Source organism: Cohnella hashimotonis, assembly GCF_030014955.1.
Lineage (GTDB): Bacteria > Bacillota > Bacilli > Paenibacillales > Paenibacillaceae > Cohnella > Cohnella hashimotonis.
In genome coordinates this window covers 7,754,495-7,772,664 of the sequence record NZ_JAGRPV010000001.1, presented here as the reverse complement: position 1 = coordinate 7,772,664, position 18,170 = coordinate 7,754,495, and the positions used below count along the sequence as shown (strand labels likewise).

Sequence of the window (18,170 nt, the reverse complement as noted above, 5' to 3'; positions counted from 1 at the left end):
AGGCGGTGTGAAGATGGCATTTAAGTTGAAATCCGTCGTCGGGACGATCCTGGCGACGGTGCTGACGGGGAGCCTGGCTCTGTCCTTCGGACCAAAGGCTATGGCGGATCCTCAGACTTGGGATTCCGTGGCAGAGACGAATTGGTATAATCCCATTTATTCGACCTTTAATATCAATACGCCCGAAATGCTGGCCGGCGTAGCGAAGCTGGTCAGCGAAGATCCGGACGGCAAAGTGAACGGCTTCAAGAACAAGATTCTTGAAGTCGCCGGCGATATGGACCTCTCTAACTACGAGTGGCTGCCGATCGGAGACAAAGAACATCCTTTCAAGGGAACGATGATCGCGCAAAACGGCGCCAGATTCACGATCTCGGGGATGAAGATTCCGGACAATCTCAGCTATCGCGGGTTAATCGGGTATATGGAGGCCGGTACGCTCGGCGGCTTTACCTTTGCCGACAACGGCCGGATCAGCGTCGCCGATTCCGCGTACGAAGTATACGCGGGGTCTGCGGTCGGCAAGATGACGGGCAGCAGCCTCGTATATAACATCACCAACAATATCGAGATCAGCGTGACCGACGCGGCATACAACGTGTATGCCGGGGGTATTGTTGGGATGGGCGAAGGCACCATCGCCAACGTCGTGAATACCAAGACGGTCACGACCAACGGCACTTCGTACGCTGGCGGCATCGCCGGCTACGGCGGCGCGCATGGATTAAGAATCAAGCAAGCCGAGAATCAAAAGGATATAACGGTAGACGGTAAGGGCGGGACAATCGGCGTAGGCGGCATTGTCGGCTACGTCGAGGGCTTGCTCGAGCTTGAGGACCAGGATACGCCGATCGTCAACAAGGGCAACATTAGCGCAAACGGCGCGACGGTCAGCTATGCCGGCGGGATCGCCGGCCGGGTTGGCGGGCGGATCTCCATCTCCAGCCTGACGAAGAACGAAGGAACAATTACCGTGGACACTCCCGGAGGAACGGGTTCTTATGCAGGCGGCTTTGTCGGCGCCGCAGAAGCCCCTGCTACGGACCGGTCCGTGCTCCGCGGCAGCTTCGAGAACAAAGGCACGATCCACAATAGCGGCGGCACCGGCGTTTATACCGGCGGCGTTGCCGGTTATTTCGGAGACAACTACAGCTGGTCGGGATCGTTCCTGAACAAAGTCAACATTCAAGCGATTGGCGCGGACAAGGTGTATACCGGCGGCTTCGCCGGCTATTCCGTCGGCGGCACGATCATGAACGTATCGTTTAATGCGGACATTGCAGCTAACGGCGCCAATGCCTATACCGGCGGCATCGTCGGCTATGCCAAGGGCGGCGGCGTCGGCGACGCGAATGGGGACGGCAGCGGTCATTACACCCAAGTCGCGGTCGGCGGCATCGCAAGCAAGTATGCGACAATCGATGCAGACGGTTCGATCGGCGGTGTCGGTGGGTATATTGACGGCGCAGTCAACAGAGTGTCGGTCAAGTATATCTCGCTCAAAACCCATACGGTCGGCAGCGCCGTCGGCGGCGTCGGCGGCAGCATGCAGGGCAGCGTGTACGGTGCGGAGGTTGGCGCATCGGAATACAACGGCTATGACAGCGTCAAGCTGGAGGCCGTCACCGGCCTTCCGACCGGCGCGGACAGCTGGACCGTCGGCGGCATTGCGGGTCTCAATGAGAAGCCGCTGACCATCACGGGCAGCAAGGTCACTCGGGTCGGCATTGCCGCAGGCAGCGGTAAGAGTCTTTATACAGCAGGGGGCATTGCAGGGAGTCTGACAGCCGAAGCCAGCGTAGGTACGACGGAAGCGCCGGTAATCGTACAAGACTTCCTGATTGATGCGGGCGCGACGGACAGCAGCTTCGGCGGCGCGGTCGGGGTCAATCGGGCACCGGTCATGGTCGTCGAGGTGAAGCGCGTGCAGCTGAAATCTACCGGAGAAGACGTCCGCCTGGGCGGCGTATTCGGAGAAAACCATGGTGCGGCTGCAGGCAGCAAGGTGAGCGGCACTGTCATTACGGCCTCGGGCGCGCGCGGTTCGATCGGCGGCGTCGCTGGCCTCAACCGCGGCTCCGTCAGCAGCTCGACAGCGGAAGCAATCGAGATTAAAGCTTCGGGCGCCGATTCGTCGGCAGGCGGCATTGTGGGCCGTTCCGAAGGCCCGGACGGCGGTCGAGCCAGCCTGAACAACGTCAAGCTGATCGGCGGAGAGAACCCGACGGTCAGCGTGCTGGCGCCGAACATCAACGCCGGCGGCATCGTCGGATATGCAAAGAGCACCGACATTGGCAATCCGCAAGCGATGGCGGATGCGCCGAACTATGTGAATCTGGCCCTTCAGGCGGCGGGCTCGGCAGCGGGGGGCATCGCCGGCCGCATCATCGACGGCAGCATCGTTGGCGATGCAACGGCAGTCAACGTCGACGATCTTTTGATCGGCACGGTTGCGGCTTCTACCAATCCGATCATCGGCGGCATCGCCGGTTACGCGGAAGCGACGCGCATCGAGAAGATCATGTCGATGGGCATCAATCTGAACGTCAACAATCCGTCCACTGTAGTCGGCGGCATGGTTGGCTACAATCAAGCGACAGGCGCATTTATCGCGGACAGCTCGACGGAAGGCCTCAGCTTGAAGGTTAACGCTTCAGCTACAGGCACGACGGTTGGCGGACTGGTCGGCGTCAATGCCGCTCGCGCAGGCGATCCGGTTATCAATCCCGGCAGCGCCGTCAGCACGCTTCGCAACAGCCGGGCGGTCGGCAGCGTGAACGTCACCGCTCCGTCGGCTCTGGTCGGCGGGATGGTCGGCGACAACGGCAGCCTTATCGCGAATAACAACGTGGCCGACAAGGTCCCGGTGATCTCGCGCGGCCGTGACGCCACCGTGGGCGGTTTGGCAGGCATTAACCGGGCGACCGGCACGTTGTATTACACGTATTCCAACGCGAATTTGAACGTGGAAGGCGAGAACACGCTGGTTGGCGGCCTGGTCGGACAAAACGACGGCGCCGTCAAGAGTTCCTACGTGGATATCGAGGTCACGGGCAGGGCGACGGGCACTTCTTCCGTTCCCGTTTATCTCGGCGGTTTGGTCGGACGCAATAGCGGCAGCATCGAGTTGTCTTACTTTGCCGGCATCGCCACGGCTAGCGGCAGCTACAGCGTCGTCGGCGGTCTGGTCGGCGACCAGGCGGCAGGCACTGTTAAAAATGCTTATGCAGCAGGCGAAGCTTCCGCAACAATGGATCATTCTTTTGTCGGCGGTCTGGCCGGTCGTATCGCAGACGGCAAGATCTCGTATACGTACTCCGCCGCAAAGGTGCTTGCTTCGGGCGGCGCGGCAGCCGGCGCCTATGCCGGTCGCTACGATAGCGCAGACATGGAGCTGTTGTACAAGAACTATGTGGTCAAGGACGCATCCGGCAACCTGAATGTCGGTTTGAGCGACTTCGCTACCGGCACTGCCACGACATTGGACGAGCCGTTGCGTCTGGATACGGTGACCGTGAGCACGCTGCGGGACCGGACGGTGTTCCCTGCCCAGTCGGGATGGGACTTTGTCCAGGCTTGGCGCTACGGGTCGCTTGACGCCCAGTACAAGTATCCGGAAGTGAACCGGATCGCGAATTCGGGCGACGACACCAGCGGCGGCGTTAATGCCAACATCAACTGGTACATGAACGACAAGGGTGCGATCAACTTCCAGATTTCCACCGAAGCGGAGCTGGCAGGTCTGGCGGGCATCGTCAACGGCAGCATCGCCGGCGTAGACCGCTTCGACTTCAAGGATCGCAACATCCAGATCGTTGGTCCGATTCATATCCAGTCCAGGCAATGGACGCCGATCGGCGACAAGCTGGAGAATCCTTTCCGTGGGCATCTGGACGGCGGAGATTATCTGATCGATGGTCTCAGCCTGCAACCGGCCCATGCGTATTCCGGTCTCTTCGGCGTCATTGCACCGGAGGGCAAGGTAGAGAAGATCAAGCTGGAGCCGCTGGCCGTAGCCGGTCTTGAGTATACCGGCGCGTTGGCAGGCTCCAACGAAGGAACCGTAGACGGAATTGAAGTCCGACTGCTTGGCGGAGCCAAGGTTAGCGGACGCGTCGTTGGCGGTATTCTGGGCAGCAACACGGGTACGTTGGGTCATTTAAGTCTGATTATGAACGACGGCGGCGTCGAAGCTGCGTACAATAGCTCGATTGTCGGCAGCTTCGTCGGCGACAATACGTTTCCGATCGACGGGCAACTGTCGCTCGCTTCAACCGCAGGTTCTGTCGTAAGCTACACAGAAGATGCGATTATCGGCGGTATTGTCGGCCGGCAATCCGGGGACATTCACGGATTCGAGCTAACGATTTCTCCGGACTTCCGGATCCTTTCCAACGCTGATCGCAATATTGTCGGCGGCGCGATCGGCAGCTACGTGTACGGCGAAGCCGATAACGTGAAGCTGGTGTTCGAAGGGGCTGCTCTGGAGGCAGGCGGGCCGGAATCGGTCATCGGCGGCGTCGTCGGTCGTGCGGCAGCCGGTACGATACTGTCCGACATCGACGTTAGCGCCGAAGTTCCCGGCATTCACGTGCTGGGCAAAGGCATCGTCGGCGGCGTCGTGGGCGACAAAGCAGGCGCAGGCAACAATTCGTTCGAGATCCGCAACGTGACGATCGGCGATCTCAACGTCGCCTCTTCGGGCGACAGCCTGAGCGCGCTTGTCGGCGGTTTGGCCGGCAAGATCGTAAATACGGCTACCAGCAATGTCGATTCGTCGGCTACCGTGCGCGGCGCGGGTGTAACCGTGACAGCCGGCGGTATTGTCGGCTCGGCCAGGGATTCGGTTCTCTACAAGACGAAGATGGCGGGCGACATCAGCGCTACGACGCGCAGCGGCGATACCGTCGTCGGCGGCATCGTCGGCGAGCTGTCCGCAACCGATCGGGACCGGGCGTTCGATTTTGGCCTGATGACCCCATTGTATCCGGGGCTGTATCAGGCGGAAATGAAGGGCGGCTCGCAAACGGCAGGCAGCTTGAACTTCCAAGGCAAGCTGTATGCCGGCGGCATCGTCGGCAAGAACAGCAATGCTTCCATTTATTACGCGGACTCGCAAACCGATCTGTCCGTGAACGGCGGCGATACGATCCTGGCAGGCGGTCTTGCCGGTTATAGCGACGGCGTTATCGCAGCCTCGAAGACGAACAGCGGCGTTCGGGTGGCGAACGGTACGGCGTACGAAGCAGGCGGCGCGGTAGGTCAAGCCGCAGGCGGCGGAATCTACTATACGCAAGTGCTGTCTTCCGGCGGCAAGCAGCTGGTCGTCACGAGCGCGATCTCTGCGGTAGGCGAAACGCCATATACCCATGCCGGCGGTCTGGTCGGAAAAGCATCGGGCACTTCGATTCAGAACGCGTCGACGGACATGCCGGTGACGTTGACGGAAGCCAACTCGTTTAACACGCCGATGGTCGGCGGATTCGCGGGACAGCTCACGGGTACTGGTCCCGATACAGCGCTTGTCCGCGACGTTTGGGCCAAGGGCGCAGTCACCGTTACAGCGAAGTCGGCTTCTTATGCGGGCGGCTTGTCCGGCTCGGTGGATCATTATCGTATCGAGCACGCATACGCCTCCGGTAACGTTCAGCAGAGCGGTCTGGACCTTCGCACTGGCGGTCTGGCGGGATCGGTTGAAGCATCCGGATCGATTATCGATTCCTATGCATTGCAGCAGAAGCTGACTGCTTCGTCCGCTAAGGCGGTTACCCGCGCGCATACCGGCGGCATCGCCGGCGCAAACGCTGGTACGCTGGAGGGTGTCTCCGCCGATATTAAGGAAGTGAGCGCACCGGCTACCGGCAGCGGCATTTACACCGGTTCTATTATCGGTAATCTCCTGACGGGAGGCACGCTCTCCGGCGCCGTTTATACAGGCCAACTCGACGCAGTCGGACACGGCGGCACTTCGGGACAAGCGACGAAGGCGGAGACGATCAATGTCTACGCCAAGGGCGAATGGACCATTGACGTCGATACCCTGTTCCTGAACGAACCGGATGCAGGCAACGTAGAGATCGCTACAGCTCCGCGTCTTCAAGGAACGGTATTGCTGAAAAACTCGACCGGCGCAGCTTACTATAAGCTATTTAATCGGTCGGCAAACGAAGCGCCGAATCTGCCGAAGCTGACGCTGACGGCAGATCTGAACCTCGAAGGCATCCGTTTTGTGCCTTACGAGACGTTCACCGGCACGTTCGAAGGCGGTCGGCACAAGCTGACTGCGCTTCAGCCCGCCAGCAGCGGGTCGGCCAGCTTTGCATCGACGAATGGCGGAGAGATCGTTGGCGTCGTCTTCGATCGGCCGATTGTCTCATCGACCGTTGACGCAGCGGTCGTTGCCGGCGTCAACGACACCGGCGCGGTCATTCGTGGCGTTGCCGTACGCGACGCTGCAGTGACAGCCGCGAATCGTGCCGGGGGCATCGCTTCGGTTAACCGCGGCTTAATCGAGAATTCTTACAGCTCGGGCGCGATTCAGAGCACATCACCGGAAGGCCGCGCTATCGCAGGCGGCATCGCTGCCGTCAATACGGCGGATGGCCGGGTACTGAAGTCGTTCTCAATGGCGGATGTCTCGGTTGAAGCCAAAGAAGCTTTGTCGGGCGGCATCGCCGGCAACAGCGCAGGGACTATCGAGGACGGTTACTCCGCAGGTCGGATCGTGGCCAAGGGGAATGTGCAAGCCTGGTCCGGCGGCATCGTCGGTTTGGCCGAAGGCGGTTCGATCCTGCGCACGCTGAATTCCGGCGAAGTCGGGGCTGGCATCGGCGGCACGATTTTGCCGGGGCAATCGTTCTTTGGCGGCATCGCAGGTCAGATCGTCGATGGCACTTCGGTATCCGGATCGCGATACAACGCTCAAGCGCTTAAGCGCAATACGCCTTATTTCGAAGCATCCGGTCAGGCGGCTGCGGGCAATGCCTCCGGCGCGCTCGGCATGTCGGCAGCAAGCCTGACGGACGGCAAGCTTCCGGAAGGCTTCGATGCAAACGTATGGGCGGTTCAAGAAGGATTCTATCCAATTCTCGCTGACTGGAGTCAGACAAACGATGGCTTGTTGGCATCGGCTGCCGTGATTCCGAGCGCGCAGGACACGTTGAACAAGCTTTCTAGCAAGTTCGGTTTGTCCCAGGCCGAGACGAATGCCCTGACCTGGACTTCCTTCGCGCCTCCTGCGGCTTTGAGCCTGAGTCAAGATGAGGGACAACTGAAAGGTAGTGTGCCGCAAGGCCAAAAGGTAAAGCTGAAGGTGACTTTTGGCGACGCATCGCGCTATATCATTGTCGGTCCGTCGGACTTCAAGTTCGCGGAAAAAGCAAACGTGCCGCAACCTCAATCGGACAGCCGCTCGTTTAACGGATCGACACAGGTCATTTTCCGCGTGATTGATTCAAGCGAGAAAATTTATTACACGCTGGATGGTTCGACGCCGAATCCGTTCACGTCGACCTTGTACCCAGGTTCCGTGCTGCTGACGAGTACCACGACGCTGAAAGCGATCGCTGTAGCCGATGGCAAAGAAGACAGCGATATATTCAGCGATCGCTGGATCGCTCAGGCTGCGCCTTCCAGCGGCGGCGGTGGCGGCGGATCCACGCCAGTAACGCCGACCGAGCCCGTAACGGCATCCATCGGCAGCAAGACGCAGGATACGACGGGCACCGCTCCTGTCGTTGTCGCGAAGAACAGCAAGCTGGAACTGAACGCGCCGACCGGACAAGTGATCTACTACACGACGGACGGCACGGAACCGACGACGAACAGTCTGCGTTACACGGGGCCGATCGTGCTTCGCTCCAGCATGACGATCAAGTTCATGACCGACAAGGACAACAAAGTCGTCTCCATCGATTACAAGGTGGAAAATGCAAGCTACAGCCTGAAAGAAGACGCTAAAGACGTTAACTACATGAAGGCTTATGCCGATGATACGTTTAAGCCGAGCCAGGCGATTACGCGTTACGAGCTTGTCGACGCGCTGTCACCGCTGCTCGACAAAGAGCAAGTCAGCGTCGCCAACCTGTTCGACGACGTCAAATCGGATGCCGCAGATACGGTTGCCTTCTTTAACGCAGCCGGCATTATCGAAGGTTATCCGAGCGGCGGATTCGCAGGAGACCGGGGACTGACCAGAGCGGAGTTCGCTGCGGTTCTGACACGCGTGCTTCATCTGGATCCGGCAACCGGCGGCGCCGTCAAGCAGAGCGACGTGAAGGGTCACTGGGCCGAGAATTACATCGGCGCCTTGACCACGGCAGGCTATATCAAGGGCTTCCCGGATGGCACCTTCCGTCCGGAGAGCAAGATTACGCGGGCTGAAGCGGTTGTGCTGATTAACCGGATCATCGGAATCAACACGGAAGCATTGCCTGTCCGATTCAAGGATCTTCCTGCTACACACTGGGCTTATCGAGACATCATGTCTGTCGTGCAATAACGGTCGTAGTATGGCGGGGCCTAAGCCCCGCCATTTTTACACCTTGCATAGGAGGAACTAGATTGAGAGCACAAATAAGGTTTACCGGTATGGTGCTTGCGCTCTTGGCAACCTTGATCTTAAGCGTAGGTACGGGGAGCGCGGCCAAGACGGATAGCATCGACGCCGTACAGAGCTACGAAATGGCCATCACTGCGACGTTGTATTTGCGGGTGTTGGACAGCGAGGGTACGCTTCAAGCGACGGGCTCTGGCGCGATCGTCTCGGCCGGAGGCTCTGCGCTTACCGCCTATCATGTCGTAAAGGGCGCTGCCCGCGTTGAAGCGCAGCTGAGCGACGGACGGGTGCTTAGCCCGGTCAAAGTGGTAAGCTACGATGAGTTGACGGATGCTGCAGTACTTGAGCTGCCCGATCCAAAGACAGCCAAGCTGACTAGCGGCGCATATCCGTATCTGACTATACGGTCTGAGGCGCTGAAGTTTGGCGAGACGGTCTATGCGATCGGATATCCGCTGAAGAACACGCCAATTATTACGCAAGGCATCGTCAACAATCCCAAGGCGAAAATTAACGGCCGGGATCGCGTCCTGACCTCCTCGCAGATCGTCAGCGGGATGTCCGGCGGTCCTGTACTCGATGATGCGGGTCGTCTGGCAGGTACCATATCCGGCTCGCTTCGCACGATGGACAATATTCATCTCGTTATCGATACGAATGACATTCGCAAGATTTTGCCGGGCAAGCTGAAGTAATTCCTTTTATCTTCCCGTAGCGGGCCAAAAATGTCCTCCTGCGGGAGGATTTTTTTATTTATAAGCCATCATGGGAGTAAAAATTAGCAATTTGTTCAGTAGATGTTCAGAACGATCGTTGATAATAGTAAAAAAGGCTGGAGTTCAAAGGAAAGCAAAGGTACAAGGGAGGATTTTTGGAAAATTTTCTTTGATTTTTCAACATATAATTTTAAGAAGGAAGGGATTCATTCTCTATGTTAGCGAACCACGCAAATAAATCGAAATGGATGAATAGACTTTTTTTGAACCTGTTAATTCTTGCTCTGCTCGGATCCTCGATTTCATTGTCGCCTACAAAAGCAAGTGCAGCTTCCGAGCCGCTGCTGGTGCCTTTAACGAACAGCGATTACCTCGATTTTACATCGAATTCATCGGCGAATAATCCTTCTAAGGAATCGGGGACTTCGGGCAATGCGGTAGGCAACGTTTATCGTTATAAAAATGTTCTGACCAAAAACAACGTTACGGTCGACGCGCTGGTCAAAATCGTCAGCAAGGATACGACGGCCACCCTGAACTTGTTGGACGACGACCCGTCCGGAAAATCCGCTGATATCCTCCGACGGTTTAATCCAACGATATCTACAAGCGGGGGAGCCGGCGGAATCCTGTTTCAGATCAGCTTTGTAAGAACCGGGACGAGCGATCCTGTTTATCTGAAAGGCTTCAATCTGACAGCGATCGATCTGGACGGCAACAATTCCTACCAGGAATATGCCGAAGTCGGGGGATTTTCGAGCTATGAAGTCGGCAATAAAAATTCGAGCACTACAGACTACAGAACGAGTTTGACCATTTATGATGCAAACTCGCCTGTCAGTGATCGTCCGAGCGGCGGCCGCACACGATTTAAGGGAGTCCTCAAGTCGCTTCAGGACGTGAGCTTCGACAATACGGCTTCGTTTATTGCCCATTACGATGCGCCTGTTCAGACAATTAGCGTGTTAATTGGCAATACGGGCTCTCTTAATAATGGCACTGGAATAGGGAGACAATTCTCGCTTAATTTTGGTGCGCCTGGCGGTATATTCGATGACCCGGCAACCTATAGTAACGCAGATTCTCCTACAATTAACGTGGAGGTCCAGGACGGCACGGATGGGAAGCTGTCGGTTGCTGAGCTTCCGAATGTCGTTCTATCGGGCACAACCACAAAGGCTTCAACCGGTGACATAGTCACGATTACGGTCGAAGATTCCGCAGGAAAGATTCTTACTTTTACCACAAATGTTGTGAGCGGAGGCGGCTACACCAAGAACGTCGATTTATCTTCATTGGCGATGGGTGCCGTCAAGGTGACAGCCAGCGTGGTTAATGCAAATGGCAATCCTTCCACGCCGGCAACGGACACCTCGGAGATTACAAACACGGCGCCGGTAGCGACAAATGTCGAGATATCGGGCGACAAGGAAGTCGGTCAACAGCTGACGGGCGACTATCACTACGACGACGCGGACGGTAACTTGGAGGGCACGTCGACGTTTAAGTGGTACGTCGGCAGCAATGCCGACGGCACGGGTAAGACTTTGGTGAACGGCGCAACCGGCAGCACGTACACGCCAGTCGCTGGCGACGTAGGCAAGTACGTATTCTTCGAAGTGACGCCGGTCGCAACGGCAGGCGTAATCACCGGTTCGCCGGTCGTAAGCACAGGCTATGGCCCGATCGCACCTGCGAACACGGCGCCAGTAGCAACGAATGTGGCCATCACGGGCGACAAGGAAGCCGGCGAAACGCTGACTGGCGGCTATACGTACGGTGACGCAGACGACGACACGCAAGGAACTTCGACGTTCAAGTGGTACGTCGGCACCCAAGCTGACGGCAGCGGCAAGACCGTAGTCGCCGACGCGACGAGCAAGACGTATACGCCGGTCGCAAGTGACGTAGGCAAGTACGTATTCTTCGAAGTCACGCCGGTCGCAACGTCAGGCGTGCTTACTGGTTCGCCGGTCGTAAGCACGGGCTACGGCGTAATTAAGCCGGCGAACACGGCGCCGGTAGCAACAAACGTGGCCATCACGGGCGACAAGGAAGTTGGCAAAACGCTGACTGGCGGCTATACGTACGGTGATGCAGACGACGACACGCAAGGAACTTCGACGTTCAAGTGGTACGTCGGCACCCAAGCTGACGGCAGCGGCAAGACCTTAGTCGCCGATGCGACGAGCAAGACGTATACGCCGGTCGCAAGTGACGTAGGCAAGTACGTATTCTTCGAAGTCACGCCGGTCGCAATGTCAGGCGTGCTTACTGGTTCGCCGGTCGTAAGCACGGGTTACGGCGTAATTAAGCCGGCGAACACGGCGCCGGTAGCGACGAACGTGGCCATCACAGGCGACAAGGAAGTCGGCAAAACGCTGACTGGCGGCTATACGTACGGTGACGCAGACGACGACACGCAAGGAACTTCGACGTTCAAGTGGTACGTCGGCACCCAAGCTGACGGCAGCGACAAGACGGTCGTAACCGGCGCGACGAGCAAGACGTATACGCCGGTCGCAGGGGATGCGGGCAAATACCTCTTCTTCGAAGTCACGCCAGTGGCGGAAGACGGCGTCCTTACCGGCTTGCCGGTCGTGAGCACGGGCTACGGTGTAATTAAGCCTGCGAACACGGCGCCGGTGGCGACGAACGTGGCCATCACGGGCGACAAGGAAGTCGGCAAAACGCTGACGGGCGGCTACACGTACGGTGATGCAGACGACGACACGCAAGGAACTTCGACGTTCAAGTGGTATGTCGGCAACCAAGCTGACGGCAGCGGCAAGACCGTAGTCGCCGACGCGACGAGCAAGACGTACACGCCGGTCGCAGGGGATGCGGGCAAGTATCTCTTCTTCGAGGTCACGCCAGTCGCGGAAGACGGCGTACTGACAGGCTTGCCGGTCGTGAGCACAGGTTACGGCTTAATTAAGCCGGCGAACACGGCGCCGGTAGCGACGAACGTGGCCATCACGGGCGACAAGGAAGTCGGCAAAACGCTGACGGGCGGCTACACGTACGGTGACGCAGACGACGACACGCAAGGAACTTCGACGTTCAAGTGGTACGTCGGCACGCAAGCTGACGGCAGCGACAAGACGGTCGTAACCGGCGCGACGAGCAAGACGTATACGCCGGTCGCAGGGGATGCGGGCAAATACCTCTTCTTCGAAGTCACGCCAGTGGCGGAAGACGGCGTCCTTACCGGCTTGCCGGTCGTGAGCACGGGCTACGGTGTAATTAAGCCTGCGAACACGGCGCCGGTGGCGACGAACGTGGCCATCACGGGCGACAAGGAAGTCGGCAAAACGCTGACGGGCGGCTACACGTACGGTGATGCAGACGACGACACGCAAGGAACTTCGACGTTCAAGTGGTACGTCGGCAGCCAAGCTGACGGCAGCGGCAAGACCGTAGTCGCCGACGCGACGAGCAAGACGTACACGCCGGTCGCAGGCGATGTGGGCAAGTATCTCTTCTTCGAAGTCACGCCAGTCGCGGAAGACGGCGTCCTTACCGGCTTGCCGGTCGTGAGCACGGGCTATGGCGTTATCAAGCCGGCGAACACGGCACCAGTAGCGACGAACGTGGCCATCACGGGCGACAAGGAAGTCGGCAAAACGCTGACGGGCGGCTACACGTACGGTGACGCAGACGACGACACGCAAGGAACTTCGACGTTCAAGTGGTACGTCGGCACCCAAGCTGACGGCAGCGACAAGACGGTCGTAACCGGCGCGACGAGCAAGACGTATACGCCGGTCGCAGGCGATGTGGGCAAGTATCTCTTCTTCGAGGTCACGCCAGTCGCGGAAGACGGCGTAATCATGGGCTTACCGGTCGTAAGCACTGGCTACGGCCCAATCGTGTCTGCAAACGTCGCGCCTGTCGCGCACGACGGCTCGAAGTCCACGTATCCGAATACGGCGGTAAACGGCACGCTCTCCGCCACGGATGCCGATACGAACGACACGGTGACCTACTCATTGGATACGGACGCCGCTCAAGGCACGGTCACGGTGAATCCGGACGGCAGCTACACATACACGCCGGCTGCCGGTTATGTGGGCACAGATACCTTCACCTTCAAGGCAACCGACGGCAAGGCATACTCCAACGTGGCTACGGTGACGATCACGATCACGAACCGCAAGCCGACCGCATTCGCGCAAGATGTTGTCATTAGCGTGAACGGCGCGGTATACGACGGCATGTTGCAGGGCAGCGATCCCGATTCTGGAGACACTTTGATATTTGCCAAGGAGAGCGGTCCATCGCACGGCAATGTGGAAGTAAACGAGGACGGTACCTACACCTACAAGCCGACCCCGGGTTACGGCGGCGAAGACAGCTTCACCTTTACGGTCACCGACAACCATGGCGCCAAGTCCGCGCCAGCCAAGGTAACGATCGCGATCGCGGAGCCAGGCACGTATGTCATCCGTCTTGTAGCGGATCCGGACACGCTCATCGGCGACGGCGTCTCTACGTCGCAACTGACGGCGACCCTGCTGGATAGCGAGGCGCAGCCAGTCGCGGGCGTCAAGGTCAAATTCAGCGCGCCGTCCGGCACCTTCCCTGATGGGGACGAAGCCGTGACGAATATATTCGGTCAGGCGGTCATCCCGTACAAGACGTCTAAAATCGCGAGCACAACCGCCCAGGTCATTCCGGTGACGGCGGAGGTGTACGATACCGTTAGAGGCATCTACAGCAAGAAGCAGCTCAACGTAACATTCCAGCCCGCTGCGATCCGCGGCGTCGTGGCTTCGACGGTAAACGGCCAGCGCGTCGTCGAAAAAGGCGTTACGGTACGCATCACGAACGAGGCAATCGGCTTCTCCGCCGAGACCACGACGGACGAGCTGGGGCAATATGCAATTCCGGTTCCCGAGGGTGATCTCGACTACAACATCGAGATCATCAAGCCGGTCACCGTCGGCGGAGAGACCAAGCAGGTATCGTTTAAGCAGACGGCGAAGGTCGGCCAAATTACGGGCAGCGGCGAAGAATACTTCGACTCCGAAAAGGTTGCGACGGGTATTATCGTTCTGGCGAAGCCCGACGGCTCGCAGAAGCTGCTCAACGACCAGGATTCGGCCGACCGCGATATGGCGGCGCAAATTAAGGTCAAGATCAAGGACCCGGACACCGGCGCGTTCGTCACGGTGAATGGACAAGACGCATTCGCGCTCGATCCGAGCGGCGTGTTCAGCATCCCGGGCCTGGTCAAAGGCAAGAAATACGGCCTGGCGATCGTGTACAGCCTACCCGACGCCCAGGGCGGCGGTGCGGCCAAGGAAATCATCATGAACGCGATCGACAACGACGGCACGCTGCCGAAGTTCGAGCTGTCGGCGGACGGCGAGCTCAACATTCTCGACGAACTGATCGACCCCTATGGCGACATCACGGATAAAGTGGCAGGTACGGCTGTCGACGGCGCGCACGTCGTCCTCTACTATGCGGATACGCCGCGCAACAGGGCTGCGGGCATTACGCCTGGCACCGAAGTCGTGCTGCCTGCGATCGTAGGCTTCGCGCCCAACGACAACGCCAATCCGCAGACGAGCAAGGGCGGCGGCAAATACGCCTACATGGTTTATCCGACGACCGATTACTACCTGGTTGTGACGGCTGCAGGATATGAGACGTACGTCAGCCCGACGATTCCTGTCGAGTTCGCGATCGTACGTCACGACGTTCCGCTGACGCCTCAGTCCGGATCGCCGACCCCGGTCGTTCCGTCGACGCCGGCCGATCCGGAGCCTGCGGGCAAGCCGGATCTGACCGTCAATGTTGCGATCGATCGCAGCACTTATGAGGAGAGCAGCACGGCGACCGTAACCGTCAAATACAAAAACAACGGCAATGCCGCTGCAAAGGACGCGCAAATCACGCTAACGATTCCCGAAGGCGCGGAAGTGCTGGACGCTGCCGGCGGTACGGTATCGAACGGCAAGATCGTCTGGAAGCCGGGCACGGTGGAGACGGCTGCAGGCGGACAGTTCCTCGCTAAGCTGAAGTGGCCGCAGATCGACGCGGCTGAACGGATGGCCGAGGTAGATGCCCAGGCATCGGCCGCGAATTTTACGCCCGAAGGCGCAGCCAACGCTGAGTCGTCGGCCAAGCTGCTTATTTTCTCCAACCGCTATGGCAACGTTTCGCATATCCGTTACATTCTCGGCTATCCGGACAAAAAGTTCCTTCCGAACCGGACGTTGACCCGGGCGGAGCTGGCCGCGATCATCGCGCGTCTGATCGACGGCGGCAGCACGACGCTTAAGGCGCAGTACAGCGACGTCCGCGAAGGGCACTGGGCGAGCGGTTACATCCGCATCGCGTCGGATAACGGCATCTTTACGGGCTATACGGACGGCAGCTTCCACCCGGACAGCCCCGTCACCCGCGAAGAACTCGCAGCGGTCATGGTCCGCTATCTGAAATTGAAGGTCGCGCAGCCGCTCGATCCGAAATTTGCGGACGCTGAGGGCCGCTGGTCGTCGGCCGCCATCGAAGCGCTGTTCCGCAACGCGCTCACGACGGGCTACGAGGACGGCACCTTCAAGCCGGGCGCTCCGATCGTCCGCCAGGAGGCGGTCACGATGATCAACAGGCTGCTGTATCGGGGTCCGCTGGGCGGCGTCGCGGCTTCCTTCCCGGATGTGCCGACGTCGAGCTGGGCGTTCGGCCAGGTCGAAGAGGCCACGAGATCGCACGAATCCACGCGAGCTGCAGATGGCAGCGAGATTTATGTGAAGAGCATCGACGATAACGTTCATTAAGCCATTTTTGGCGAAAAAGGCTCGTTCACCAGGTCTCCCCGGAGACCGTGACGGGCCTTTTTCCTTTTTTCGCCGACATATTCAATGATTCACGTGCGGAAGGTGGGGGGTAATAACTGGAAAACGAGGACTGGTCGCTGTGCCCGTCTGTGGGCGAGCGCATAAGAAATTGGGAGGGGTTAAATACTACTCCCATGGTAAAAGATCAATCCTTATCCCTGAGCTACCGCGTTCGTCATACATGCCGTATGCCGTACCTGATGCGGCTTCGGGCCATGGTCCAAAACATCCAAGGAAAGTGGGGCATCTCGAAACCATGAAAGCAACCGGAATAGTACGCCGCATCGACGATCTGGGCCGGGTAGTCATCCCGAAGGAAATCCGCAGGACGCTCCGCATCCGTGAAGGCGATCCGCTCGAGATTTTCGTGGACCGCGACGGGGAAGTCATTCTTAAAAAGTATTCGCCGATCGGCGAGCTGGGCGATTTCGCCAAGGAGTACGCCGAGTCGCTCGCCGAGAGCACGGGTCATATTTGTCTGATCTCCGACAGGGATGCCGTCATCGCCGTGGCTGGCGCATCCAAGAAGGAATATTTGGACAAGGCCATCGGCCAGACGCTTGAGACTTGCATGGAGAGCCGCAAAATCACGCTCGAAGCAAGCGGCGGGCAATTCGACCTGCTGCGCGACAACAGCGAGAGCTTGAGTGCATTCGTAGCCGCGCCGATCGTGGCGGGGGGCGACCCGATTGGGACGGTCGTGCTGCTTAGCCGCGAAGACGGCATGAAGATGGGCGAGATGGAGAGCAAGATGGTCGAGACGGCAGCCGGATTCCTGGCCAAGCAGATGGAGCAATAACAGCAGGCGGCCGCGACTTTTACTCGCGAACCTTGTTCCAGATACAAATCAAGCTTCGCGAACGGAGAGATCCGGAACCGGAAGCTTTTTTTGTTTTTCTATTTTAAATTAATCGTTGCAAAGGCTTACATCTAGAATTATAATGACTACACGAGCTTCCGAAACGTTTTGGAAAAGGAGTGGATACGTTGACGACAATCAAAGACCTGGCCAAGGCCGCCGGCGTATCCATTACGACCATCTCCCGGGCGCTCAACGGTTACAGCGACGTGAACGAGAAGACACGCAAACGCATACAGACGCTCGCCGATCAGATGGGCTACCGACCGAATGCCGTTGCGAGGAGCCTGGTTACCAAGAAGACGCGCACCATCGGCGTGATCCTGTCAGAGATCAATCGCGAAGGGGCCAAGGACTCGCTTGCCTTCGAGACGCTGTGCGGCATTAATGACCGCGCTGTCGAGCTGGATTACGACATTCTGCTTTTCAGCACCAACCCCAAGAAGCAGCTGTCCAAGTCCTATGCCGATCTGTGCAAGGAACGCAATGTCGACGGCGCTATTCTGTCGGGCCTACGGCTGCACGATCCGTACCTCGAGGAGGTCGTGCACAAGACGAACTTCCCGTGCGTGCTCATCGATATTCCAGCCGAGAGCCGCAACGTCGGGCATGTCACGACGGACAATGTACGCGGCGCCGCCGCGGCTGTGAATCACCTGATCGGGCTCGGCCACCGCCGGATCGCAATGATTAACGGCCACGACGAAGCGGCCGTCAGCCAGGACCGGCTGGAGGGATACCGGCTGGCACTTGCGGCTGCAGGCATTCCTTTCGACCCCAAGCTGATCTACAACGGGGGCTTCAAGGAAGAAGGCGGGTTCGAGGCCATGTACGGCATTTTGTACCAGCATCCCGATGCGACCGCCGTTTTCTCGGCAAGTGACCTGATGGTGCTCGGCGCACTGCGGGCGCTGGAGCGGCTCGGACACCGGGCGCCGGAGCGCATGTCGATCGTCGGCTACGACGATATCGCCATCGCCGCGCACTGCTCGCCGCCGCTCACCACGATTCGCCAGGACCGCTACGCAATGGGCTACCAAGCCGCGCAGCTTTTGGTAGATATGCTGGAGAACCGGGACATCGGCCGCAAGATCACGCTTCAATCCGAATTGATCGTCCGTCAGAGCACCGCGCCTTTTTCCGGGTAATCGCTTGGCTCCACGCCATGATGACTGAGAGGCGTTTTT

At 58.7% G+C, this 18,170-nt stretch carries 5 protein-coding genes; all 5 read left to right on the top strand.

Annotated elements, in window-relative coordinates; genetic code table 11:
* The first annotated feature begins 13 nt into the window (after nucleotides 1–13).
* The 5 genes from KB449_RS30975 (at nucleotide 14) to KB449_RS30955 (ending at nucleotide 18,131) form a co-directional block, all read left to right on the top strand.
* A complete protein-coding gene (locus KB449_RS30975; protein WP_282912040.1) occupies nucleotides 14–8,500 on the top strand; it encodes an S-layer homology domain-containing protein in 8,487 nt (2,828 codons plus the stop codon).
* A gap of 62 nt (nucleotides 8,501–8,562) precedes the next feature.
* On the top strand, nucleotides 8,563–9,252 hold the full coding sequence (locus tag KB449_RS30970; protein ID WP_282912039.1) for a S1C family serine protease: 690 nt from the start codon (nucleotides 8,563–8,565) through the stop codon (nucleotides 9,250–9,252).
* Between the two features lie 326 nt (nucleotides 9,253–9,578).
* A complete protein-coding gene (locus tag KB449_RS30965; RefSeq protein ID WP_282912038.1) occupies nucleotides 9,579–16,064 on the top strand; it encodes a cadherin-like domain-containing protein in 6,486 nt (2,161 codons plus the stop codon).
* Between the two features lie 316 nt (nucleotides 16,065–16,380).
* The gene (gene spoVT / locus KB449_RS30960) at nucleotides 16,381–16,923 is read left to right on the top strand and encodes a stage V sporulation protein T (RefSeq protein WP_282912037.1); all 543 of its coding nucleotides are present in this window, start codon (nucleotides 16,381–16,383) and stop codon (nucleotides 16,921–16,923) included.
* A 188-nt stretch (nucleotides 16,924–17,111) separates the two neighbouring features.
* Nucleotides 17,112–18,131 (top strand): LacI family DNA-binding transcriptional regulator, encoded by a 1,020-nt coding sequence (locus KB449_RS30955; RefSeq protein ID WP_282912036.1) that lies wholly within the window; start codon nucleotides 17,112–17,114, stop codon nucleotides 18,129–18,131.
* The last annotated feature ends 39 nt before the right edge of the window (nucleotides 18,132–18,170 follow it).

What these genes read in the sequence shown, in the direction of transcription:
- KB449_RS30975 (WP_282912040.1), top strand. Translation starts at nt 14, where the DNA reads ATGGCATTTAAGTTGAAATCCGTCGTCGGGACGATCCTGGCGACGGTG.
- spoVT (WP_282912037.1), top strand. Translation starts at nt 16,381, where the DNA reads ATGAAAGCAACCGGAATAGTACGCCGCATCGACGATCTGGGCCGGGTA.